Annotated in this window: 22 protein-coding genes; 19 read left to right on the top strand and 3 right to left on the bottom strand. The window is 58.2% G+C overall.

Going from position 1 to position 24644, the window contains the following annotated elements; genetic code table 11:
* Positions 1 to 194 precede the first annotated feature (194 nt).
* The 4 genes from trxB (at position 195) to infA (ending at position 2994) form a co-directional block, all read left to right on the top strand.
* Positions 195 to 1154: a thioredoxin-disulfide reductase gene (gene trxB / locus JFU37_RS00220; protein WP_201111700.1), complete on the top strand. Its 960-nt coding sequence runs from the start codon at positions 195 to 197 to the stop codon at positions 1152 to 1154.
* Between the two features lie 64 nt (positions 1155 to 1218).
* On the top strand, positions 1219 to 1899 hold the full coding sequence (gene aat / locus JFU37_RS00215; protein ID WP_201111698.1) for a leucyl/phenylalanyl-tRNA--protein transferase: 681 nt from the start codon (positions 1219 to 1221) through the stop codon (positions 1897 to 1899).
* 57 nt (positions 1900 to 1956) lie between these two features.
* On the top strand, positions 1957 to 2664 hold the full coding sequence (locus JFU37_RS00210) for an arginyltransferase (RefSeq protein ID WP_201111696.1): 708 nt from the start codon (positions 1957 to 1959) through the stop codon (positions 2662 to 2664).
* Positions 2665 to 2775: 111 nt separating this feature from the next.
* Positions 2776 to 2994, top strand: coding sequence for a translation initiation factor IF-1 (infA, locus tag JFU37_RS00205; protein ID WP_002553999.1), 219 nt, complete (start codon positions 2776 to 2778; stop codon positions 2992 to 2994).
* A 367-nt stretch (positions 2995 to 3361) separates the two neighbouring features.
* On the opposite strand, the gene clpA is transcribed toward infA, so the two are convergent.
* Entirely contained in the window at positions 3362 to 5632 is a 2271-nt protein-coding gene (gene clpA / locus JFU37_RS00200) for an ATP-dependent Clp protease ATP-binding subunit ClpA (RefSeq protein ID WP_007946437.1), read from the bottom strand.
* Positions 5633 to 5662: 30 nt separating this feature from the next.
* Complete coding sequence (clpS, locus tag JFU37_RS00195) at positions 5663 to 6025, bottom strand: ATP-dependent Clp protease adapter ClpS (RefSeq protein WP_046032480.1); 363 nt, start codon at positions 6023 to 6025, stop codon at positions 5663 to 5665.
* A 225-nt stretch (positions 6026 to 6250) separates the two neighbouring features.
* Between clpS and cspD the strand changes: the two genes are divergently transcribed.
* Positions 6251 to 6517 (top strand): cold shock domain-containing protein CspD, encoded by a 267-nt coding sequence (gene cspD / locus JFU37_RS00190; protein WP_201111694.1) that lies wholly within the window; start codon positions 6251 to 6253, stop codon positions 6515 to 6517.
* A gap of 82 nt (positions 6518 to 6599) precedes the next feature.
* Here cspD and icd read toward each other — a convergent pair whose 3' ends face one another.
* Positions 6600 to 7856, bottom strand: coding sequence for an NADP-dependent isocitrate dehydrogenase (icd, locus tag JFU37_RS00185; RefSeq protein WP_201111692.1), 1257 nt, complete (start codon positions 7854 to 7856; stop codon positions 6600 to 6602).
* A 496-nt stretch (positions 7857 to 8352) separates the two neighbouring features.
* On the opposite strand from icd, the gene JFU37_RS00180 reads away from it, so the two are divergent.
* The 14 genes from JFU37_RS00180 to nuoF all read left to right on the top strand — a co-directional run bounded on the left by JFU37_RS00180 (position 8353) and on the right by nuoF (position 24627).
* Complete coding sequence (locus JFU37_RS00180) at positions 8353 to 10578, top strand: NADP-dependent isocitrate dehydrogenase (RefSeq protein ID WP_201111690.1); 2226 nt, start codon at positions 8353 to 8355, stop codon at positions 10576 to 10578.
* Between the two features lie 215 nt (positions 10579 to 10793).
* Entirely contained in the window at positions 10794 to 11240 is a 447-nt protein-coding gene (locus JFU37_RS00175; RefSeq protein ID WP_201111688.1) for an NUDIX hydrolase, read from the top strand.
* Positions 11241 to 11299: 59 nt separating this feature from the next.
* Positions 11300 to 12433 carry a tRNA 2-thiouridine(34) synthase MnmA gene (gene mnmA, locus JFU37_RS00170; RefSeq protein WP_201111686.1) on the top strand — a complete coding sequence of 378 codons (1134 nt, stop codon included), beginning with the start codon at positions 11300 to 11302 and terminating at the stop codon, positions 12431 to 12433.
* Positions 12430 to 13053 carry a high frequency lysogenization protein HflD gene (gene hflD / locus JFU37_RS00165; RefSeq protein WP_201111684.1) on the top strand — a complete coding sequence of 208 codons (624 nt, stop codon included), beginning with the start codon at positions 12430 to 12432 and terminating at the stop codon, positions 13051 to 13053. The genes mnmA and hflD overlap by 4 nt, the downstream gene beginning before the upstream one ends.
* A gap of 126 nt (positions 13054 to 13179) precedes the next feature.
* Positions 13180 to 14550 (top strand): adenylosuccinate lyase, encoded by a 1371-nt coding sequence (gene purB, locus JFU37_RS00160; RefSeq protein ID WP_201111682.1) that lies wholly within the window; start codon positions 13180 to 13182, stop codon positions 14548 to 14550.
* An 86-nt stretch (positions 14551 to 14636) separates the two neighbouring features.
* Entirely contained in the window at positions 14637 to 15806 is a 1170-nt protein-coding gene (locus JFU37_RS00155; protein WP_201111680.1) for a ribosomal protein uL16 3-hydroxylase, read from the top strand.
* Positions 15799 to 16224 carry a GNAT family N-acetyltransferase gene (locus tag JFU37_RS00150; protein WP_201111677.1) on the top strand — a complete coding sequence of 142 codons (426 nt, stop codon included), beginning with the start codon at positions 15799 to 15801 and terminating at the stop codon, positions 16222 to 16224. Before JFU37_RS00155 ends, JFU37_RS00150 begins: the two co-directional genes overlap by 8 nt.
* 387 nt (positions 16225 to 16611) lie before the next feature.
* A complete protein-coding gene (locus tag JFU37_RS00145) occupies positions 16612 to 17373 on the top strand; it encodes a secretin N-terminal domain-containing protein (protein WP_201111675.1) in 762 nt (253 codons plus the stop codon).
* Between the two features lie 475 nt (positions 17374 to 17848).
* On the top strand, positions 17849 to 19174 hold the full coding sequence (aceA, locus tag JFU37_RS00140) for an isocitrate lyase (RefSeq protein ID WP_008032724.1): 1326 nt from the start codon (positions 17849 to 17851) through the stop codon (positions 19172 to 19174).
* 645 nt (positions 19175 to 19819) lie between these two features.
* Positions 19820 to 20233, top strand: a complete 414-nt coding sequence (locus tag JFU37_RS00135; RefSeq protein ID WP_201111673.1) for an NADH-quinone oxidoreductase subunit A — start codon at positions 19820 to 19822, stop codon at positions 20231 to 20233.
* A 10-nt stretch (positions 20234 to 20243) separates the two neighbouring features.
* Positions 20244 to 20918, top strand: a complete 675-nt coding sequence (locus JFU37_RS00130) for a NuoB/complex I 20 kDa subunit family protein (RefSeq protein ID WP_007946424.1) — start codon at positions 20244 to 20246, stop codon at positions 20916 to 20918.
* Between the two features lie 72 nt (positions 20919 to 20990).
* Positions 20991 to 22775, top strand: a complete 1785-nt coding sequence (gene nuoC, locus JFU37_RS00125) for an NADH-quinone oxidoreductase subunit C/D (protein WP_201111671.1) — start codon at positions 20991 to 20993, stop codon at positions 22773 to 22775.
* Positions 22776 to 22777: 2 nt separating this feature from the next.
* Positions 22778 to 23275, top strand: coding sequence for an NADH-quinone oxidoreductase subunit NuoE (nuoE, locus tag JFU37_RS00120; protein ID WP_007970445.1), 498 nt, complete (start codon positions 22778 to 22780; stop codon positions 23273 to 23275).
* Positions 23272 to 24627, top strand: a complete 1356-nt coding sequence (gene nuoF, locus JFU37_RS00115; protein WP_201111669.1) for an NADH-quinone oxidoreductase subunit NuoF — start codon at positions 23272 to 23274, stop codon at positions 24625 to 24627. The genes nuoE and nuoF overlap by 4 nt, the downstream gene beginning before the upstream one ends.
* Positions 24628 to 24644: the final 17 nt, after the last annotated feature.

Here is a 24644-nt window from a genome sequence, read left to right as displayed (position 1 = left end):
CTACTTTTAACACTGCACCCCGGTTTTTATAAACACGGTGCGCACTGAATATTGCATAACAAGCGGCATTGTACGGGTTTGTTCGTCCGATGCCATGCTTGAAGCCTTGGGCGTAGCATAACCAACAGCGCATTACGCACAGCTCAATTTGAGCATGCATTCTCTTTTGTGACAAAGGCTTATGAGGTGTTTTTATGAGCGAAGCGAAGCATTCCCGCCTGATCATTCTGGGCTCCGGCCCTGCCGGTTACAGCGCAGCCGTTTATGCCGCACGCGCCAACCTCAAACCGGTTGTCATCACCGGCATACAGGCAGGTGGCCAGCTCACCACCACCGTCGAAGTCGACAACTGGCCAGGTGACGTCGAAGGCCTCACCGGCCCGGTGCTGATGGAACGCATGCAAAAACACGCCGAGCGCTTTGACACAGAGATCGTTTACGACCACATCCACACCGCCAAGTTGCAACAGCGCCCCTTCGAACTTATCGGCGACAGCGGTACTTACACTTGCGATGCGTTGATCATTGCCACCGGTGCCTCGGCGCAATACCTGGGGCTGCCATCGGAAGAAACGTTTGCCGGCAAAGGGGTTTCAGCCTGCGCTACTTGTGATGGCTTCTTCTATCGCAATCAAGTGGTGGCGGTAGTCGGTGGCGGCAATACAGCGGTTGAAGAAGCCCTGTATTTATCAAACATTGCCAAGGAAGTTCACCTGATTCACCGTCGCGACAAATTGCGCTCGGAGAAAATCCTTCAGGACAAACTCTTCGAAAAAGCCTCCAACGGCAATATTCGCCTGCACTGGAATCAGCACCTGGACGAAGTGCTCGGCGATGCCAGCGGCGTGACCGGCGCCCGCCTGCGGGACAGCCACACGGGCGAAACCCGTGACTTGGCGCTGGCCGGCGTGTTCATCGCCATCGGCCATAAGCCCAACACCGATCTGTTTGTCGACCAGCTACCCATGCGCGACGGCTACCTGCTGGTCAAAGGCGGCAGCGAAGGCGATGCCACCGCCACCGAAATCCCGGGGGTGTTTGCCGCAGGCGATGTGGCCGATCACGTTTACCGCCAGGCCGTCACGTCTGCCGGCGCCGGTTGCATGGCCGCACTGGACGCAGAAAAATACCTCGACGACATTCCAACCGTTTGACGGCACACTTCACGGTGGGCCGATCAGCCCACCACTGCCCTCCCCTTTTGTAAGCCCGGATACCATGCTGACTTGGTTACAACGCAACACGCTGACGTTCCCACCGCTGGAAAAAGCCATGCGCGATCCCAACGGACTGTTGGCTGCGGGTGGCGATCTATCCGCCGACCGCCTGATTCAGGCCTATCGCCACGGCTGCTTTCCATGGTTCTCGGAAGGCCAGCCAATTCTCTGGTGGTCACCGGACCCGCGCACCGTGCTGCTTCCCGACGAGTTGCATATTTCACGCAGCCTGAACAAGTTACTGCGCCAAAAACGCTATCAAGTGACCTTTGATCAGGATTTTTCCTCGGTCATCCGCGCCTGCGCCGCTCCCAGGGAGTACGCTGACGGGACCTGGATCACCGAAGCGATGCAGAACGCCTACCTGGATCTGCACAGGCGCGGTTACGCGCATTCTGTGGAAGTCTGGGACCAGGGAGAACTGGTTGGCGGGCTCTATGGTCTGGCGATGGGTCAGCTGTTTTTCGGCGAATCCATGTTCAGCCGCGCCGACAACGCCTCGAAATATGGCTTTGCCACCTTGGTCCGACACCTGAAAGAATCGGGTTTTGTGCTGATCGACTGCCAAATGCCTACCGATCATCTGCACAGTCTCGGCGCTCGTGCGATTCCGCGCCGCACGTTTGCCGGCTACCTTGCGCAGCATCTGGACCAGCCCAATAGCGCCACCTGGGTTTGCTGAGCGACATTTGCGCGAGTGGCTTACACTTAATTCAAAAGCTTATCCCGAGGGTTGATCATGACCGAGTTGGCGCGTTTGAAGTTCTATGCCACTCAGCCCCACTCTTGCAGTTATCTGCCCGAGGAGCAGGCCACCACGCTGTTCCTCGACCCTAGCCAGCCCATGGATGTGCATGTCTACGCAGACCTGTCCGAAATGGGTTTTCGTCGCAGCGGCGATCATCTTTACCGGCCTCATTGCCAAAATTGCAATGCGTGCGTCCCGGCGCGTATCCCTGTGGCGCAATTTGAACCCAACCGCCAGCAGAAGCGCATTTTCAAACGCAATGCCGACTTACAGGTGCGCCCGACCAAACCGCAGTACAGCGAAGAATATTTCGATCTTTATCAGCGCTACATCGAACAGCGCCATGCCGATGGCGATATGTACCCGCCCAGTCGCGATCAGTTTTCGACGTTCCTGGTACGTGACCTGCCGTTTTCCCGATTCTACGAATTCCGCCTCGAAGGCCGGTTGCTGGCCGTTGCCGTCACTGACCTGCTGCCGAATGGCCTCTCAGCTGTTTATACCTTCTACGAACCTGCCGAAGAACGCCGCAGCCTGGGGCGTTACGCGATTCTCTGGCAAATCGCCGAGGCCCAGCGGCTGGGGCTGGAAGCGGTCTACCTGGGCTACTGGATCAAAAACTGCAAAAAGATGAGCTACAAGACTCAATATCGCCCCATCGAACTGCTGATTAATCAGCGCTGGGTCATCCTGAACTAGAGCACGCCCTAAACCCCTTGGCTTAAACCCCATTTTTCGGGCACAATGCACGCCGCTTTTGCCTGGCGCAGTTGCACCGGGCCATTCATTGGACACCGAGGGCTTTACTGCATGTCGAAAGAAGACAGCTTCGAAATGGAAGGCACTGTCGTCGACACCCTGCCCAACACCATGTTTCGTGTGGAGTTGGAAAATGGGCACGTCGTAACCGCGCATATCTCCGGCAAGATGCGCAAGAATTACATCCGTATTCTTACCGGTGACAAAGTGCGCGTCGAGCTGACGCCCTATGACTTGAGCAAAGGGCGCATCACTTACCGCGCTCGCTAAGGTAGGAGCGAGCTTGCTCGCGAAAAACCTGAGGGCACCGCGTCAAGTCAGACTCCCCGCATCATCGTTGACGACCATCGCGAGCAAGCTTGCTCCTACAGACATAGGGCCTGCTCGCTGATCAAGTCGATACAAAACGCCCGGTTTATGCCGGGCGTTTTTGTTTGCCTGCGATTTAACGGCCGCCGGACATCTGCCGTTGTAGGAGCTGCCGAAGGCTGCGATCTTTTGATTTTGATTTTGCCTGTGACTGGTAAAAGCAAAATCAAAAGATCGCAGCCTTCGGCAGCTCCTACAGTGCTCGGTGTACAACGGATAGACAGCAAAAAGGCGCCTTTCGGCGCCTTTTGCTTTGTAGCGGTTAACGTCAGGCCATTTCAGCCGTGGTCTCGAACTCAAAGGTCAACTCGCCATCTTTGAGGTCGATGTGCACCACCCCACCATGGTCAGCCAGTTCGCCAAAGAGAATCTCTTCCGCCAGCGGACGCTTGATCTTATCCTGAATCAAACGCGCCATCGGGCGAGCGCCCATTGCCGAGTCGTAGCCCCCAGCGGCCAGCCAGCTGCGCGCAGCGTCTGTCACTTCCAGCTGCACGCGCTTGTCTTCCAGCTGCGCCTGAAGCTCGGTAAGGAACTTGTCCACCACGCTTTTGATAACCTCATGACTGAGGCGACCAAACTGGATAATGGTGTCCAGACGGTTGCGGAACTCCGGCGTGAAGCTCTTCTTGATCACTTCCATCGCATCGGACGAGTGGTCCTGATGGGTGAAACCGATCGAAGCACGCGCTGCCGTTTCGGCACCGGCGTTGGTCGTCATGATGACGATCACGTTTCGGAAATCCGCCTTGCGCCCGTTGTTATCGGTCAGCGTACCGTGATCCATGACCTGCAGCAGCAGGTTGAAGACTTCCGGATGCGCCTTTTCGATCTCATCGAGCAGCAGCACGCAATGAGGCTGCTTGGTGATGGCTTCGGTCAGCAGACCGCCCTGATCGAACCCGACATAGCCTGGAGGTGCACCGATCAGACGCGATACGGTGTGGCGCTCCATGTATTCGGACATGTCGAAGCGAACCAGCTCGATCCCCAACGCCTTGGCCAACTGACGCGCCGCTTCGGTTTTACCGACACCGGTCGGCCCTGCGAACAGGAACGAACCGACAGGCTTGTCAGGCGACTTGAGGCCGGCACGGGACAGTTTGATCGCGGTCGACAATGAGTCGATCGCCGCATCCTGACCAAATACCGTCAGCTTCAGGTCACGCTCTAGGTTACGCAGCAGCTCTTTGTCGGAGCTGGTGACGTGCTTTGGTGGAATCCGCGCGATTTTCGCAACGATGTCCTCAACCTGAGGCACTTCGATGCGTTTCACACGCTTCTCGATCGGTTGCAGGCGCTGGTAGGCACCCGCCTCGTCAATCACGTCGATAGCTTTGTCCGGCATATGCCGGTCATTGATATAACGCGATGCCAGCTCGGCAGCGGCACGCAACGCTTCATCGCTGTATTCGATGTTGTGGTGCGCTTCGAAACGACCTTTCAGGCCGCGCAGGATGCCGATGGTGTCTTCCACCGACGGCTCCGACACATCGACCTTCTGGAAGCGCCGAGCCAGAGCACGGTCCTTCTCGAAGATCCCACGGAACTCCTGGAACGTGGTTGAACCGATGCACCGGATATCGCCCGACGACAGCAGCGGTTTCAGCAGGTTCGAGGCATCCATGACGCCACCCGACGCAGCACCCGCACCGATAATGGTGTGGATTTCGTCGATGAACAGGATGGCCTGCGGACGTTTTTTCAGTTCATTGAGCAACGCCTTGAAGCGTTTCTCGAAATCGCCACGGTATTTGGTCCCGGCCAGCAAGGCGCCCAGATCGAGGGAGTACACCACGCTGTTGGCCAGCAGGTCTGGCACCTGGTTGTCGACAATGCGTTTGGCCAGGCCTTCGGCAATCGCGGTTTTACCCACGCCTGCCTCGCCTACCAGCAGCGGATTGTTTTTGCGACGACGCGCCAGGATCTGCGCGACACGCTCGACTTCGAGTTCACGGCCTACCAACGGATCGATTCGACCCTGGCGCGCGAGTTCGTTGAGGTTGCTGGCATAAGCATCCAGTGGATTGCCTGAGGAAGAAGACTCACCGCCCTCGTCGTCCTGCATATCTTGCTCACCTTCAGAGTGATCGCCATGCCCCGGCACTTTGGAAATGCCGTGGGCGATATAGTTGACGACATCGATGCGCGCAACGCTCTGCTGTTTCAGCAGGAACACTGCCTGACTCTCTTGCTCACTGAAGATCGCAACCAGCACGTTGGCGCCAGTCACTTCGCGTTTACCCGAGCTCTGTACGTGAAAGACAGCACGCTGCAGAACACGCTGGAAGCCCAGGGTTGGTTGGGTCTCGCGATCCTCGTCATGAACGGGGATCAACGGCGTGGTGGAGTCGATGAACTCCTGCAGATCATGCTTGAGTTTGTCGAGGTTTGCGCCGCAGGCACGCAAAACGGTGGCGGCAGCCTCATTGTCCAATAGGGCCAGCAAAAGGTGTTCGACGGTCATGAACTCATGACGTTTCGAACGAGCCTCCTTGAAGGCAAGATTGAGGGTGACTTCGAGCTCGCGGTTTAACATAGCTTCACCTCATACCCAAGTGGTCGGCGATTAACCGTCCTTCTCGATTTCACAGAGTAGCGGATGCTGGCTTTCCCTGGCGTACTGGTTGACCTGCATGGCCTTGGTCTCGGCGATGTCGCGGGTAAACACTCCACATACTGCCCGCCCTTCTGTGTGGACGGCCAGCATGACCTTGGTCGCCAGCTCGCGATTCAGGTTAAAAAACACCTCGAGCACTTCGACGACGAAATCCATCGGTGTGTAGTCATCATTGAACAAAACCACCTTGTACATCGGCGGCGCCTGTAAAGCAGGCTTAGCCTCCTGAACAGCAATGCCTGCGGAATCGTCGTCGTGTGAATCAGGGCGATCCTGATTGAATGTTAGTCGAATCTGGCTGATTGCATGCATGGAAAGAAAGGTTCGTCAGTTGTGCGAATACAGTAGTGGGGACGTCTATGAACGATTTCAACTCCGACTGCCTGGTCACCTTGACTATCGGCAAAACGGTGTTACAACCAATAGAGCCCACAGTGGGTAAAAAAGGTCCGCGGAGTCAATCTTATTTGTGAGATTCGACTGCGGATGTACTGGATGATACTCCAGTGATGGAGTCTGTTGCAGAGGGATATGGGTATGTCAGGTGTCAAGGTGAGCGGCAAGGTCAAATGGTTTAACAACGCCAAGGGTTATGGATTCATCAACGAGGATGGCAAGAGCGAAGACCTGTTCGCCCACTACTCGGCTATCCAGATGGACGGCTATAAAACCCTGAAGGCCGGGCAGGCTGTCGTCTTTGAGATCATTCAAGGACCAAAAGGCTTGCACGCCGTCAACATCGGCGCACCTCAAGACACTCAACAAGTGCTCGCACCCACCGGACAACAAACCGTTACCGCTTAAATTTCGCAGTAACCTCCCGGTCATAAAAAACCCGCCTGACTCATTGAATGAGTCAGGCGGTTTTTTGGTTATTACGTTCCGCTTACATGTGCGAAATCAGTGCATCACCAAACCCGGAAGACGACACCAGCTTCGCGCCCTCCATCAGACGCTCGAAGTCATAGGTCACGGTCTTGGCCGAAATCGCGCCGTTGGTGCCCTTGATGATCAGATCGGCCGCTTCGGTCCAACCCATGTGACGCAGCATCATCTCTGCAGACAGGATCAGCGAGCCCGGGTTGACCTGGTCCTTGCCGGCATATTTCGGCGCGGTACCGTGGGTCGCCTCGAACATGGCAATGGTGTCGGACAGGTTGGCACCCGGCGCGATACCGATACCGCCCACTTCGGCCGCGAGGGCGTCGGAGAGGTAGTCGCCGTTCAGGTTCAGGGTCGCGATGACATCGTATTCGGCCGGGCGCAGCAGGATCTGCTGGAGCATGGCGTCGGCGATAGCGTCCTTGACGATGACGTTCTTGCCGGTTTTCGGGTTCTTGAACTGCATCCACGGACCGCCATCGAGCAGGGTCGCGCCGAATTCTTCAGCCGCCACTTCGTAGGCCCATTCCTTGAAGGCACCTTCGGTGAACTTCATGATGTTGCCTTTGTGCACGATGGTCAGCGAGTCGCGGTCGTTGTCGACCACATACTGCAGCGCCTTGCGTGCCAGACGCTTGGTGCCTTGCAGCGAAACCGGCTTGATGCCGATACCGCAGTTTTCGTCGAAACGGATCTTGGTGACGCCCATTTCATCTTTAAGGAACTTGATGACCTTGGTCGCTTCCGGCGAACCGGCCTTCCATTCGATACCGGCATAAATGTCTTCCGAGTTTTCGCGGAAGATCGTCATGTCGACGTCGCCAGGTTTCTTGACCGGGCTTGGCACGCCTTCGAACCAGCGCACCGGGCGCAGGCAGACATAAAGGTCGAGTTGCTGACGCAGGGCCACGTTCAGGGAACGGATGCCGCCACCGACCGGTGTGGTCAGAGGACCCTTGATGGAAACCACGTAGTCCTTGACCGCGTCCAGGGTTTCCTGAGGTAGCCAGGTGTCCTGATCGTAAACCTGAGTTGCTTTTTCCCCGGCATAGACTTCCATCCAGGAAATTTTGCGCTCGCCGCCGTAAGCCTTCTTAACAGCAGCATCGACAACCTTGATCATGACCGGGCTGATATCAACGCCAATACCATCGCCTTCGATGAAGGGAATGATCGGGTTGTTAGGAACATTGAGAGAATGGTCCGCATTGACGGTAATTTTTTCGCCGACGGCTGGAACCTGAATCTTCTTGTATCCCATGCTGAACTCCATTGTTTGGATTGAACATCTGGCTGCGCTCGAGCGTACCCCAGTTAAATCGGCAGGCAAACCCTCTGTTCCATCCATCTGCCGCTAAGCTGCGCAGCTCGCGACGTACAAGCCTGAAAGCAAAGGGAAAAGCGCCAAACTCAAGCACGGTGCAAGACTCTACGCCGCACGCTCCCCTGCGACCTTTAGACCAATGGACGATATTCGTTGTGCATGAACCATCGGCAGATTGCCAGCTACCTATGTATAATGCCGCCCGCTGACCGCAGAGTCACGACGGCCGACTTCTCCATGACGAGATTCTGAGCCCGAAAAAGCAGGATTGTTACCGCAGTCCACCCGCTTACCGCTCGACTGATGCACCCAACATCACCGCGCATAAATCTCGACATTCGGCTCATGGATGACTTTGAACGAACGCGCGCTTACCCGGCGCCCCTCGAGTTTCTGCGCACTCTTTAGCAAAGAAGAGAGAGTTAATCCGAATATGCCCACCCGCTCGAAGATCATCTACACCTTCACCGACGAAGCCCCAGCCCTCGCCACCTATTCACTGTTGCCTATCGTAGAGGCATTCACCGCCTCGGCTGATATCGCCGTGGAAACCCGCGATATCTCCCTTGCAGGGCGCATCCTGGCCAGCTTCCCTGAGCAATTGGGCGACAAAGCCGTAGCCGACCACCTCGCCGAACTGGGCGACCTGGCCATTACGCCTGAAGCCAACATCATCAAGCTGCCGAACATCAGCGCCTCGGTTCCGCAACTGCAGGCCGCGATCAAAGAACTGCAGTCGCAGGGCTTCAACATTCCGGACTACCCGGAAACCGTCACCAGCGATGCCGACAAACTCGCCAAGTCGCGTTACGACAAAATCAAGGGCAGCGCCGTAAACCCGGTTCTGCGCGAAGGCAACTCTGATCGTCGCGCACCCCTGTCGGTCAAGAACTACGCGCGCAAGCACCCGCACAAAATGGGCGCCTGGGCTGCGGACTCCAAGTCCCACGTCGCGCACATGAGCACCGGCGATTTCTACGGCAGCGAGAAAGCGGCCCTGATCGACGCCGCTGACGCCGTCAAAATCGAACTGATCGCTCAAGACGGCACGACCACCGTCCTGAAAGAAAAGACCACCGTGCAAGCCGGTGAGATCCTCGATTGCGCGATCATGAGCAAAAACGCTCTGCGTAGCTTCATCGCTGCCGAGATCGAAGACGCAAAAGCCAAAGGCGTGCTGCTGTCGGTTCACCTGAAAGCCACCATGATGAAGGTCTCCGACCCGATCATGTTCGGCCAGATCGTCGCCGAGTTCTATAAAGACGCACTGGCTAAACACGCTGACGTGCTGGCACAGATCGGCTTCAACCTGAACAACGGCATCGGCGACCTGTACGCTCGCATCAAAGCCCTGCCGGCTGAACAGCAAGCGCAGATCGAAGCGGACATCCAGGCGGTCTACGCCGTTCGTCCGTCGTTGGCCATGGTCAACTCCGACAAAGGCATCACTAACCTGCACGTGCCGAGCGACGTGATCGTCGACGCCTCGATGCCAGCCATGATCCGTGACTCCGGCAAGATGTGGGGCACTGACGGTCAGCTGCACGACACCAAGGCTGTGATCCCGGATCGCTGCTACGCCACCATCTACCAGGCGGTGATCGAAGACTGCAAGCTGCACGGCGCTTTCGATCCGACCACCATGGGCAGCGTGCCAAACGTTGGCCTGATGGCGAAGAAAGCCGAAGAGTACGGCTCGCACGACAAGACCTTCCAGATCAAGACCAACGGCGTGGTTCGGGTTTCCGACAGCGCTGGCCGCACCTTGCTGGAGCAGTCGGTTGAAGCCGGCGACATCTTCCGCATGTGCCAGACCAAAGACGCGCCGATCCAGGACTGGGTCAAACTGGCCGTCAATCGTGCTCGCGCCAGCAGCACCCCAGCGATCTTCTGGCTGGACCCAATGCGCGCCCACGATGGCGTAGTGATCGAGAAAGTTCAGGCTTATCTGAAGGATCACGACACTTCGGGCCTGGACATCCGCATCATGTCGCCCGTCGACGCGATGGCCTTCACCCTGGGCCGTACCCGCTCCGGCCTCGACACCATTTCGGTGACCGGCAACGTACTGCGCGACTACCTGACCGACCTGTTCCCGATCATGGAACTGGGCACCAGCGCCAAGATGCTGTCGATTGTTCCGCTGATGAATGGCGGTGGCTTGTTCGAAACCGGCGCTGGCGGTTCGGCTCCGAAGCACGTTCAGCAGCTGCTGGAAGAAAACTTCCTGCGCTGGGATTCCCTGGGTGAGTTCCTGGCCCTGGCCGCGTCCCTTGAGCACTTGGGTGTGACTTACAACAACCCTAAGGCGCTGGTGCTGGCCAAGACTCTGGATCAGGCCACCGGCCAGTTCCTGGACAACAACAAGTCGCCATCGCGCAAAGTCGGCAACATCGACAACCGCGGCAGCCACTTCTACCTGGCGCTGTACTGGGCTCAAGCCCTGGCCGCCCAGACTGAAGACGCTGCACTGCAAGCGCAGTTTGGCCAACTTGCAAAAACCTTGACCGAGAACGAAGCGACCATCGTCGCCGAGCTCAATGCCGTTCAGGGCAAGCCAGTGGACATCGGCGGTTACTACCACGCCAATGCCGAGCTGATCAGCAAGGCCATGCGCCCAAGCAACACGTTCAACGCCGCGATCGCTGCGCTGGTTTAAGGTTGTAAGGATGCAAAGAAGCCCCGGCCCTGTGCCGGGGTTTCTGTTTGTGGTCTGCATACAAATCTACCGACCAAAACAAAACCCTGTGGGAGCTGGCTTGCCTGCGATAGCGGTTTATCATTCACCGTTGATGTTGACTGCCCCACCGCTATCGCAGGCAAGCCAGCTCCCACAGGTCCTGTGTTCCAATATTCAAAAATCGAGGAAGCTTTATGGATTGGCTACCCCACATCACTGTCGCCACCATCGTCGAAGACAATGGCCGTTTCCTGATGGTCGAAGAACTCAAGGGCGGACGAACGGTACTCAACCAGCCGGCCGGCCACCTCGATCCGAACGAAACCCTGATTGACGCCGCCGTGCGCGAAACCCTCGAAGAAACCGGCTGGGACGTCAGGCCGACAGGTGTCGTGGGCATTTACCTTTACACCGCCCCGAGCAACGGCGTGACTTACCAACGCGTCTGCTTCATCGCAAAACCCCTTAAACACCACCCCGACTATCAGCTGGACGACGGCATCGTCGGCGCAAAATGGCTGACACGTGACGAACTGCTGGCACAGCGCGCAAACTGGCGCAGTGAGCTGATCATCCGCTGTATCGATGATTATCTGGACGGCCAACACTTCGGTCTCGAACTGATCCGCCCTTCTCTTTAGCCTTGCGGGCTTCGGCCTGTTAGAATCGCGTCCTTTTTCAAGACACTCATTGAATCCCTATGCGTGATCCAGCCCCTTCTGACACACAAAAGAAGCGCGTCATTGTCGGCATGTCCGGCGGCGTGGACTCTTCCGTTTCCGCTCTCCTGCTGATCGAGCAGGGTTATGAGGTGGAAGGCCTGTTCATGAAGAACTGGGAAGAAGACGATGGAACGGAATACTGCACCGCCATGGATGACCTGGCGGATGCCCAGGCCGTGTGCGACAAAATTGGCATCAAGCTGCACACCGCCAATTTCGCTGCCGAGTACTGGGACAACGTGTTCGAGCATTTCCTGGCCGAATACAAGGCCGGTCGCACGCCGAACCCGGACATCCTTTGCAACCGCGAGATCAAGTTCAAGGCGTTCCTCGACTACGCCATGATGCTCGGTGCCGACCTGATCGCCACCGGCCACTACGTGCGCCGCCGCGACATCGACGGTCGCACCGAACTGCTCAAGGGCCTGGACCCGAACAAGGACCAGAGCTACTTCCTGCACGCCGTCGGCGGCGAACAGATCGCCAAGACCCTGTTCCCGGTCGGCGAGCTGGAAAAACCCGAAGTGCGCGCGATTGCCGAGAAACACGAGCTGGCCACCGCGAAGAAAAAGGATTCCACCGGGATCTGCTTTATTGGCGAACGCCGTTTCAGCGACTTCCTCAAACAGTACCTGCCGGCTCAACCCGGCGAGATCAAGACCACCGAAGGTGAAGTCATCGGCCGCCACCACGGCTTGATGTATCACACCATCGGCCAGCGCCAGGGCCTGGGCATCGGCGGCCTGAAAGACGCCAGTGACGAGCCGTGGTACGTGCTGATCAAAGACCTGGAACACAACGAGCTGATCGTTGGCCAGGGCAACGACCATCCTTATTTGTTCTCCCGCGCCCTGCTCGCCTCGGACATCTATTGGGTCAACCCGATCGACCTTACCGAGCCACGCCAGCTGACCGCCAAAGTCCGCTACCGTCAAAGCGACCAGCCTTGCACGCTGGAAAAAACCGCCACCGGCTACCGTGCGACCTTCGATGACCCGCAACGCGCGGTGACCCCAGGCCAATCCGTGGTGTTCTACGACGGTGAAATCTGCCTGGGCGGCGGCGTCATCGAAATTGCCAAACCGTGGACCAGTAAAGGCCAGCAACAATGAGCCCGACCCAGGAGCAACTGACGGCGCTGGGCGGCGTTTTTCTCGCCGCCGTACTGGTCGACAAGATTGCCAAGACCGGCCAGACCACCGAAGCCGGTTTGAGCTGCATGCTCGGCAGCCTGCTGATTCGCGATCCCAAGGACACGCTGGAAGTGTACGGCGGCGACGATATCAATCTGCGTGAAGGCTACCGCGCATTAATTGGCGCCCTGGAACGCGACCCGAATGCCCTGCAACGCGAGCCGTTGCGTTATGCCCTGGCGATGCTCGGCCTTGAACGACAACTGGCGAAACGCAACGACATGCTCGACGTGATCGGCAAGCGATTGCCGCAAATTCAGTCCCAGGTCGAGCACTTCGGCCCGGTGCACGAAAACGTGATCGCCGCCTGCGGTGCGCTGTATCAGGACACCCTGAGCACCCTGCGCCAACGGATTCAGGTCCACGGCGACATGCGCAACCTGCAGCAGCCGAGCAACGCCTCGAAAATCCGCGCGCTGTTACTGGCCGGGATTCGTTCGGCACGCTTGTGGCGGCAGTTGGGCGGCCATCGGTGGCAGTTGGTGGTCAGTCGTCGCAAATTGTTGAAAGAGCTTTACCCGCTGATGCGCAGCAGCTGAACCGCGCCCGCAACATCGTTTTTAGTCTGTAACGCGTAGTACGCCGGTCAGTTGGCAACGGACCGGCGGATTTTTTCATGTATGATACGCGCCCCATTTCGTTGCCCGACTGTCCGAGAACACCCCATGCAGCTTTCTTCGCTCACTGCGGTTTCCCCTGTTGACGGCCGCTACGCCGGCAAAACCCAGGCCCTGCGCCCAATTTTCAGCGAATACGGCTTGATCCGTGCTCGCGTTCTGGTTGAAGTACGCTGGCTCCAGCGCCTGGCCGCTCACCCAGGCATCAGCGAAGTGCCGGCGTTCTCCGCCGAAGCCAATGCTGTGCTCAACACCCTGGCGGAAAACTTCGCCCTGGAACACGCCGAGCGCGTGAAAGAGATCGAGCGCACCACCAACCACGACGTCAAAGCCATTGAATACTTGCTCAAAGAGCAAGCGGCCAAGCTGCCGGAACTGGCCAAGGTCAGCGAATTCATCCACTTTGCCTGCACCAGCGAGGACATCAACAACCTGTCCCACGCCCTGATGCTGCGTGAAGGCCGTGATGACGTCATGCTGCCACTGATGCGCCAGACTGCCGACGCTATCCGCGAACTGGCCATCCGCTTCGCCGACGTCCCGATGCTGTCGCGCACCCACGGTCAACCGGCCTCGCCGACCACCCTGGGCAAAGAGCTGGCGAACGTGGTTTACCGTCTGGAGCGTCAAATCGCTCAAGTCGCGGCCGTTCCGCTTCTGGGCAAAATCAACGGCGCTGTCGGCAACTACAATGCCCACCTGTCGGCCTACCCTGAGATCGACTGGGAAGAAAACGCCCGCGCCTTCATCGAAGATGAGCTGGGCCTGGGTTTCAACCCATACACCACGCAGATCGAACCGCACGACTACATCGCCGAGCTGTTCGACGCGATTGCACGCTTCAACACCATCCTGATCGATTTCGACCGTGATATCTGGGGCTATATCTCCCTGGGTTATTTCAAACAGCGCACCATCGCTGGCGAAATCGGTTCGTCGACCATGCCGCACAAGGTCAACCCGATCGACTTCGAAAACTCCGAAGGCAACCTGGGTATCGCCAACGCACTGTTCCAGCATTTGGCGAGCAAGCTGCCGATCTCCCGCTGGCAGCGTGACCTGACCGACTCCACCGTCCTGCGTAACCTCGGTGTCGGCTTCGCCCACAGCGTGATCGCGTACGAAGCCAGCCTCAAAGGCATCAGCAAGCTTGAGCTGAATGCCCAGAAGATCGCTGCTGACCTGGACGCGTGCTGGGAAGTTCTGGCCGAGCCGATCCAGACCGTGATGCGCCGTTACAACATCGAAAACCCGTACGAAAAACTGAAAGAATTGACGCGCGGCAAGGGCATCAGCCCAGAAGCACTGCAGACTTTCATCGACGGCCTGGACATGCCAGCCGCCGCCAAGGCCGAGCTGAAATTGCTGACCCCGGCGAACTACATTGGCAACGCCGTAGAGCAAGCCAAGCGCATCTGATCGACCGTTTTACCCGTTTGAGACGCCCGGCAGCGCCGGGCGTTTTTATTCCCGTCTGAAAAGTGCTTTTTTTCAATAGGTTACACATGAATCCTGACATTCCTCTTCAACTTCTGGGCGGCATCACGGCGCGCGAATTCCTGCGTGACTACTGGCAGAAAAAACCGCTGCTGATCCGTCAGGCGATTCCTGATTTCGAAAGCCCGATCGACGCCGACGAACTGGCCGGCCTGGCGCTGGAAGAAGAAGTCGAATCGCGCCTGATCATCGAGCACGGCGAGCGTCCTTGGGAATTGCGCCGCGGCCCGTTCGCCGAAGACGAATTCAGCAAATTGCCGGAACGCGAGTGGACCCTGCTGGTTCAAGCCGTTGACCAATTCGTGCCGGAAGTCGGCGAGCTGCTGGAGCACTTCCGTTTCCTGCCGAGCTGGCGCATCGACGACGTGATGATCAGCTTCGCCGCCCCCGGTGGAAGCGTCGGTCCGCACTTCGACAACTACGATGTATTCCTGCTGCAAGGTCACGGCAAGCGCAACTGGAAAATCGGCCAGATGTGCGATTCCGAGAGCCCACTGCTGCCACATGCAGACCTGCGCATCCTGGCTGATTTCGAAGCCACCGAAGAGTGGGTCCTGGAACCGGGCGACATGCTTTACCTGCCGCCGCGACTGGCCCACTGCGGCGTGGCCGTCGATGATTGCATGACCTACTCCGTGGGTTTCCGTGCGCCGAGCGCGGCTGAAGTGCTGACCCACTTCACCGACTTCCTCAGCCAGTTCCTGCCGGACGAAGAGCGTTACACCGACGCCGACGCCCTGCCTGCGGTCGATCCTCATCAGATCCAGCATGACGCCCTCGACCGCTTGAAAAGCCTGCTGGCCGAGCACATGAGCGACGAACGCCTGCTGCTGACCTGGTTCGGCCAGTTCATGACCGAACCGCGCTACCCGGAACTGGTGGTGGGCCCGGAAGAAATCGCCGAAGACGATCTGCTCGCCAGCCTCGAGCAAGGCGCAGTACTGATTCGCAACCCAAGCGCACGCCTGGCCTGGTCCGAAGTCGATGACGACCTGCTGCTGTTCGCCAGCGGCCAGAGCCGTTACCTGCCGGGCAAACTGCGCGAGCTGCTGAAAATGATTTGCGCCGCCGACGCGCTGCACGTCGACAATCTGGGCGACTGGCTGAGCGACGAAGACGGTCGCGGCCTGCTGTGCGAGCTGATCAAGCAAGGAAGCCTGGGGTTTGCTGATGAATAAAATTCACGTACGTGTCGCAGACTGGCAAAAGGACAACGCCGAGATCCGGCGCATTCGTGAGACGGTATTCATCGCCGAGCAATCTGTTCCGCCTGAGCTGGAATGGGATGCTGATGACGCAACGGCGGTGCATTTTCTGGCCTTCGAAGGCGACTTCCCGATTGGTACCGCCCGCCTGCTGCCCGACGGGCATGTCGGCCGGGTATCGGTGCTGAAAGACTGGCGCGGCCTGAAGGTCGGCGATGCGCTGATGCAAGCGGTGATCGGTGAAGCCGAGAAGCGCGGGTTGAAGCAGCAGATGCTCAGCGCGCAGGTGCAGGCCACGGCGTTCTACGAGCGCCTGGGTTTTCACATTCTCAGCGAGGAATTCCTGGAAGCCGGGATTCCGCATGTGGACATGGTGCGTCACTCGGCTTGATCCCCTGTGGCGAGGGGATTTATCCCCGTTCGGCTGCGCAGCAGTCGCTAAACCTGCGCATGCGGTGTGCCTGAAGCAAATCCATAGCAGGATTCAGGACTGCTTCGCAGCCCAATGGGGATAAATCCCCTCGCCACAAAAAGCCCGCAAGAACACCACAAAACGCCCCGCCATTTTCGGATGCCGGGGCGTTTTGCTGTCTACGATTCAACTTGCCCCACGTCGAGCCGACAAACTGGCAATATCAAGACCTGTAGGAGCGAGCTTGCTCGCGATGGTCGTCAACGATTGCGCATGTTTTTATTGGATAACCGTGGCGCTCTGAAGCTCATCGCGAGCAAGCTCGCTCCTACAAAATCAAGACATCAGAAGTCGGAGATAACGGACATGTCCCTACGCACCCTGCTCACCACGCTGCTGCTGACCTGCAGTTTTTCGGTCATGGCCGCTACCGAGATCGTGCCGCTGAACTACCACACCAGCGCCGACATGTTACCGATGGCACAACAATTCATCGGCAAGGAAGGCCAGGTCAGCGCCTACGGAAACCAGCTGATCGTTAATGCCGATCAGCGCAAGATCGACGAACTTAAAGCACTTATCGCGCAACTCGACACGCAACCCAAGCGCCTGCTGATCACCGTCGACACCAACGAAAACAACTTCCAGGGCGATCAGGGTTACTCGGTGAACGGCGCCAAACCGAGCCAGACCCGGATCATCAATCGCAGCACCGACAGTCGTGATGGCGGCATCCAGCAGATTCAGGCCAGCGAAGGTGCGCCCGCGCTGATTCAGGTCGGCCAGAGTGTTCCGCTGACCAGCAGCCAGACCGATTCCTACGGCGATCTGCGCCTCCAGACCGAATACCGCAACGTCACCCAGGGTTTCTACGTCACAGCCAGCATTACTGGCGAGATCGTTCACCTGTCGATCAGCACCAATCGTGACCGCATGAGCCAGGAACGTCCCGATGTAGTGAACGTGCAAAGTACCGACACAACTGTCACGGGCCGTCTCGGTGAATGGATCACTCTGGCGGGTATCAATCGCCAGACTCAGACCGACAAACAGGGCCTGACCCGCAACTACGCGACTCAGGGCCGGGATGACATGACGCTGCGGGTGAAAGTCGATACTTTGGACTAAACCACCGGAAACTGACTGATTAGTCGTATTAGACCAAAGATGTAGTGCTCGAAAAAAAGCACTACAAAACATTTGACGATCGAAAAAAGCAAAGGCATGATGGCCTCGCTCCCGCTAATCAGGGGCCCTGGCAAGGGCCTTCGAGGCGATGCTCGCACCTACCCCGCGAGCCGTTTCGTGTCTGTACCGCCCATAAGGTGTGTTTGACGAGGTTGCCGACTGGAACGAAGTTGTCCCGAGGGACGGAAGCGTAATTAGGTAACCCGGCTCCACACTGATGTTCGCACCAAGGCCCACGACGCCCGAATGCGCTCGCCAGTTTGCCCTTACCTGCTCACTTCCCCTCGAGCCCATCGTTCATCCCGTCGCCTTCCCCGCCGAACCCGACTTGACCACCTAAGCTTCTGGTCAGCGAGCGCATGAATTTTCCACCGCAGAACAACTTTCCGTAAAAGACGCGACGAGGTTTATCTCCATGGCACTGACACGCGAACAGCAAATTGCAGCCCTCGAAAAAGATTGGGCTGAAAACCCACGCTGGAAAGGCGTGACTCGCGCTTACTCCGCTGCTGACGTCGTCCGCCTGCGTGGCTCGGTTCAACCTGAGCACACCTTTGCAAAACTGGGCGCCGAGAAACTGTGGAACCTGGTAACCCAGGGCGCCAAGCCGTCCTTCCGTCCCGAGAAAGATTTCGTCAACTGCATGGGCGCCCTGACCGGCGGCCAGGCTGTACAACAAGTTAAAGCCGGGATCCAGGCGATCTACCTGTCGGGCTGGCAGGTTGCTGCGGACAACAACTCCGCCGAATCGATGTACCCGGACCAGTCGCTGTACCCGGTGGACTCGGTTCCAACTGTGGTCAAGCGCATCAACAACTCGTTCCGTCGTGCTGACCAGATCCAGTGGAAAGCCGGCAAAGGCCCGGGCGACGAAGGCTACATCGACTACTTCGCACCGATCGTGGCTGATGCTGAAGCCGGTTTCGGCGGCGTACTGAACGCTTACGAGCTGATGAAGAGCATGATCGAAGCAGGCGCTGCCGGCGTTCACTTCGAAGACCAACTGGCTTCCGTGAAAAAATGCGGCCACATGGGCGGCAAGGTACTGGTTCCTACCCAGGAAGCTGTACAGAAGCTGACCGCTGCCCGTCTGGCTGCTGACGTTGCCGGCACTCCGACCATCATCCTGGCCCGTACCGACGCTAACGCGGCTGACCTGCTGACGTCCGACTGCGACCCGTATGACCAGCCATTCGTGACTGGCGAACGTACCCAGGAAGGCTTCTACAAAGTGCGCGCCGGCCTGGACCAGGCAATCGCTCGCGGCCTGGCTTACGCTCCGTACGCCGACCTGATCTGGTGCGAAACCGCCAAGCCGGACCTGGACGAGGCTCGTCGCTTCGCTGAAGCGATCAAAAAGGAATACCCGGACCAACTGCTGTCGTACAACTGCTCGCCTTCCTTCAACTGGAAGAAAAACCTGGACGACGCGACCATCGCCAAGTTCCAGCGTGAACTGTCCGCCATGGGTTACAAGCACCAGTTCATCACCCTGGCCGGCATTCACAACATGTGGCACAGCATGTTCAACCTGGCGCACGACTACGCCCGCAACGACATGACTGCCTACGTGAAACTGCAAGAGCAAGAGTTCGCTGACGCTGCCAAGGGTTACACCTTCGTGGCTCACCAGCAGGAAGTGGGCACCGGCTACTTCGACGACATGACCACCGTGATTCAAGGTGGCTCGTCTTCGGTGACCGCGCTGACCGGTTCGACTGAAGAAGAACAGTTCCACTGATCGGCTTCGCCTGAGCAAACGGCCGCTGCGGAACGGATAGAAAACTAACCGCAACGTCGCACATCTGACGCCCCGACTGGTTCGGGGCGTTTTTTTGCCCGCAATTTCACCAACACCACAAAAACCCTGTAGGAGCGAGCTTGCTCCGGGCGGCGTTCCGACGATGGACGTGAACGATGACGCGTACCGCCTGGAAAAATGCGCCGCCTTCGAATTCATCGCGAGCAAGCTCGCTCCTACAGAAAAACATTGACCCAGGGCCGTACCCACGGCAAAAAATCAGCTAAAACAGACGCCGTCGCTACTTGCAGTAAGGCGCATATAAGACAACTTCATGAACACTTGCCCGTTAAGCAGATTAAAAACCAAGCCAAACAATATTGATTATCATTTAGCGCCAAGTATGTTCGTTACATTCCCTACAAAACATAATTGACGAAATGCCGCCTAATGCCCGCATCGCAAGGGCTACGGCGCTTTTGCCGTTCGCTATGTCCTTATTCCTATAAATAAATTCGCTATCTGAATTTTACTTGCACGGTGTTTAGCCATAAAATCAGCGGGATTGATTGCTGCGACATATCGTCACTGCGTTGTTTCTTTTTCAAGCTCAGAGACCTTTGCTCTCTGTTAAGGATTACCAGCATGCCCGAAGCGACAGGACTCATGGCCCACAACTGGGGCTTTGCCATTTTCCTTCTGGGCGTTGCCGGCCTCTGCGCCTTCATGCTTGGCGTTTCCAGCCTCCTTGGGTCAAAAGCCTGGGGCCGCAGCAAAAACGAACCGTTCGAATCCGGCATGCTACCTACAGGTGGCGCCCGCTTGCGGCTCTCAGCCAAATTCTATCTGGTCGCGATGCTCTTCGTGATCTTCGATATCGAAGCCCTTTTTCTCTTTGCCTGGTCTGTGTCCGTCCGCGAAAGCGGCTGGACCGGATTCGTCGAAGCTCTCGTTTTCATAGCAATTCTGTTGGCAGGTCTTGTCTACCTATTTCGAGTGGGCGCCCTTGACTGGGCTCCGGCAGCTCGTCTTAAGCGGCAAGCGAAGCTGAAACAATGAGGCTTTGGCAATGCAATACAATCTCACCAGGATCGACCCCGATGCTCCTAACGAGCAGTATCCGATTGGCGAACGGGAAACCGTTTCCGATCCGTTAGAAGATCAAGTCCACAAAAACATCTTCATGGGCAAGCTCGAAGACGTGCTTAACGGCACGATCAACTGGGGGCGCAAGAACTCCCTATGGCCGTATAACTTCGGTCTTTCGTGCTGCTACGTGGAAATGACCACCGCCTTCACGGCGCCCCACGACATCGCGCGCTTTGGCGCCGAGGTCATCCGGGCATCGCCGCGTCAGGCGGATTTCATGGTTATCGCCGGTACCTGCTTCATCAAGATGGCGCCGATCATTCAGCGTCTCTACGAGCAAATGCTCGAACCTAAATGGGTCATTTCCATGGGTTCGTGCGCCAACTCCGGTGGCATGTACGACATCTACTCTGTCGTTCAAGGGGTGGACAAGTTCCTGCCCGTGGACGTCTACGTGCCTGGCTGCCCGCCCCGCCCTGAAGCTTTTCTGCAAGGCTTGATGCTGTTGCAGGAGTCGATTGGACAGGAGCGTCGCCCACTTTCCTGGGTCGTTGGTGATCAAGGCGTTTATCGCGCCGAGATGCCTTCCGAAAAGGAAAAGCGCCGCGAACAGCGAATCGCAGTCACCAACCTGCGCAGCCCCGACGAAGTCTGATCCAGCTCTGCTTCTTTAATAGAACAAGAAACTGGCTTCATTCTTTACGTTGACCGAAAGCGATAAATAACCATGACTACAGGCAGTGCTCTGTACATCCCGCCTTATAAGGCAGACGACCAGGATGTGGTCGTCGAACTGAATAACCGTTTTGGCCCCGAGGCGTTTACCGCCCAGCCTACCCGCACCGGCATGCCGGTGCTTTGGGTTGCCCGTGCCAAACTCGTCGAAGTGATGACCTTCCTGCGCAACCTGCCCAAGCCGTACGTCATGCTCTATGACCTGCACGGCGTGGACGAGCGTCTGCGCACCAAGCGTCAAGGGCTGCCAAGCGGCGCCGACTTCACTGTGTTCTATCACTTGATGTCGATCGAACGTAATAGTGACGTGATGATCAAGGTCGCCTTGTCCGAGAGCGACCTCAGCGTGCCAACCGTTACCGGCATCTGGCCGAACGCCAACTGGTACGAGCGTGAAGTGTGGGACATGTACGGCATCAACTTTGCCGGCCACCCGCACCTGACCCGTATCATGATGCCGCCGACCTGGGAAGGTCACCCGTTGCGCAAGGACTTTCCGGCCCGTGCCACCGAGTTCGACCCGTTCACCCTGAACCTGGCCAAGCAACAGCTTGAGGAAGAAGCCGCGCGCTTCAAGCCTGAAGACTGGGGCATGAAGCGTTCCGGTGCGAACGAGGACTACATGTTCCTCAACCTCGGCCCGAACCACCCTTCCGCGCACGGTGCGTTCCGCATCATCCTGCAGCTGGACGGTGAAGAGATCGTCGATTGCGTGCCTGACGTCGGTTACCACCACCGTGGTGCCGAGAAGATGGCCGAGCGTCAGTCCTGGCACAGCTTCATTCCGTACACCGACCGTATCGACTACCTCGGCGGCGTGATGAACAACCTGCCGTACGTGCTCTCGGTCGAGAAGCTGGCCGGCATCAAGGTGCCCGAGAAAGTCGACGTCATCCGCATCATGATGGCCGAGTTCTTCCGGATCACCAGCCACCTGCTGTTCCTGGGGACGTACATCCAGGACGTCGGCGCCATGACCCCGGTGTTCTTCACCTTCACCGACCGCCAGAAGGCGTACACGGTGATCGAAGCCATCACCGGTTTCCGCCTGCACCCGGCCTGGTACCGCATTGGTGGCGTCGCCCACGACCTGCCGCGCGGCTGGGAAAAACTGGTGAAAGACTTCGTCGAGTGGATGCCAAAGCGTCTGGACGAATACCAGAAAGCCGCCCTGGACAACAGCATCCTCAAAGGCCGGACCATCGGCGTCGCCGCCTACAACACCAAAGAAGCCCTGGAATGGGGCGTCACCGGTGCAGGCCTGCGTTCGACCGGTTGCGACTTCGACCTGCGTAAAGCGCGTCCGTACTCGGGCTACGAGAACTTCGAATTCGAAGTCCCGCTGGCAGCCAATGGCGATGCCTACGACCGTTGCATCGTGCGCGTCGAAGAAATGCGCCAGAGCCTGAAAATCATCGAGCAGTGCATGCGCAACATGCCGGAAGGCCCGTACAAGGCGGATCACCCGCTGACCACGCCGCCGCCGAAAGAGCGCACGCTGCAGCACATCGAGACCTTGATCACGCACTTCCTGCAAGTTTCGTGGGGCCCGGTCATGCCGGCCAACGAATCCTTCCAGATGATCGAAGCGACCAAGGGCATCAACAGTTATTACCTGACGAGCGATGGCGGCACCATGAGCTACCGCACCCGGATTCGTACTCCAAGCTTCCCGCACTTGCAGCAGATCCCTTCGGTGATCAAAGGCAGCATGGTCGCGGACTTGATCGCGTACCTGGGTAGTATCGATTTCGTTATGGCCGACGTGGACCGCTAAGCATGAACAGCACGCTTATCCAGACAGACCGTTTCGCCTTGAGCGAAACCGAGCGCTCGGCCATCGAGCACGAGCTGCATCACTACGAAGACCCGCGCGCGGCGTCGATCGAAGCCCTGAAGATCGTCCAGAAGGAACGTGGCTGGGTGCCTGACGGCGCGCTCTACGCCATCGGCGAGATCCTCGGCATTCCGGCGAGCGACGTTGAAGGCGTGGCGACGTTCTATAGCCAGATCTTCCGTCAGCCAGTCGGCCGCCACATCATTCGCGTCTGCGACAGCATGGTCTGCTACATCGGTGGCCACGAGTCCGTGGTCAGCGAAATCCAGAGCAAGCTCGGCATCGGCCTGGGTCAGACCACCGCCGACGGTCGTTTCACCCTGCTGCCGGTCTGCTGCCTCGGCAACTGCGACAAGGCGCCAGCGCTGATGATCGACGACGACACTTTCGGTGATGTGCAGCCTGCCGGCGTTGCCAAACTGCTCGAGGGCTACGTATGACCCTGACTTCCTTCGGCCCTGCCAACCGCATCAAGCGTTCGGCGGAGACTCACCCGCTGACCTGGCGTCTGCGTGACGACGGCGAAGCCGTGTGGCTCGACGAGTACCAGGCCAAGAACGGTTACGCCGCTGCGCGCAAAGCCTTCGCCGACATGGCTCAGGACGACATCGTCCAGACCGTGAAGGATTCGGGCTTGAAAGGTCGCGGCGGTGCAGGCTTCCCCACGGGTGTGAAGTGGGGCCTGATGCCCAAGGACGAATCCATCAACATCCGCTACCTGCTGTGCAACGCGGATGAAATGGAGCCGAACACCTGGAAAGACCGCATGCTGATGGAGCAACTGCCCCATCTGCTGATCGAAGGCATGCTGATCAGTGCTCGCGCGCTGAAAACCTACCGTGGCTACATCTTCCTGCGTGGCGAATACACCACCGCCGCCAAGCACCTGAACCGTGCCGTGGAAGAAGCCAAGGCAGCCGGCCTGCTGGGCAAGAACATCCTGGGCAGCGGCTTCGATTTCGAACTGTTCGTCCACACCGGCGCCGGGCGTTATATCTGCGGTGAAGAAACCGCACTGATCAACTCCCTCGAAGGCCGCCGCGCCAACCCGCGCTCCAAGCCGCCCTTCCCGGCTGCCGTTGGCGTGTGGGGCAAGCCGACGTGCGTGAACAACGTTGAAACCCTGTGCAACGTGCCGGCAATCATTGCCGACGGCGTGGACTGGTACAAATCGTTGGCCCGTGAAGGCAGCGAAGACATGGGCACCAAGCTCATGGGCTTCTCTGGCAAGGTCAAGAACCCGGGCCTGTGGGAACTGCCGTTCGGCGTCACCGGCCGCGAGCTGTTCGAAGACTACGCCGGTGGCATGCGCGACGGCTTCAAGCTCAAGTGCTGGCAGCCAGGCGGCGCCGGTACCGGCTTCCTGTTGCCGGAACACCTGGACGCACAAATGTACGCCGGCGGCATCGCCAAAGTGGGCACCCGTATGGGTACCGGCCTGGCCATGGCGGTGGACGACAGCGTCAACATGGTGTCCTTGTTGCGCAACATGGAAGAGTTCTTCTCCCGCGAATCCTGCGGTTTCTGCACCCCGTGCCGTGACGGTCTGCCGTGGAGCGTCAAGCTTCTGCGCGCGATCGAGAACGGTGAAGGGCAAGCCGGCGATATCGAGACCCTGCTGGGTCTGGTCGGTTTCCTCGGCCCAGGCAAGACCTTCTGTGCTCACGCACCGGGCGCCGTGGAGCCGTTGGGCAGCGCAATCAAATACTTCCGTCCAGAGTTCGAAGCCGGTATCGCGCCCACCAGCGCCGCCGTCCCGCCTCTGGCAAGGCCGATCGTAGTCGGCGCGTAAACGCTTAAAAAAGGCGA

The organism is Pseudomonas sp. TH41, from assembly GCF_016650695.1.
In the GTDB taxonomy this organism is placed as follows: Bacteria; Pseudomonadota; Gammaproteobacteria; order Pseudomonadales; family Pseudomonadaceae; genus Aquipseudomonas.
Note: the sequence above shows the minus strand (reverse complement) of the source record. Positions and strands in the feature narration are given on the sequence as shown.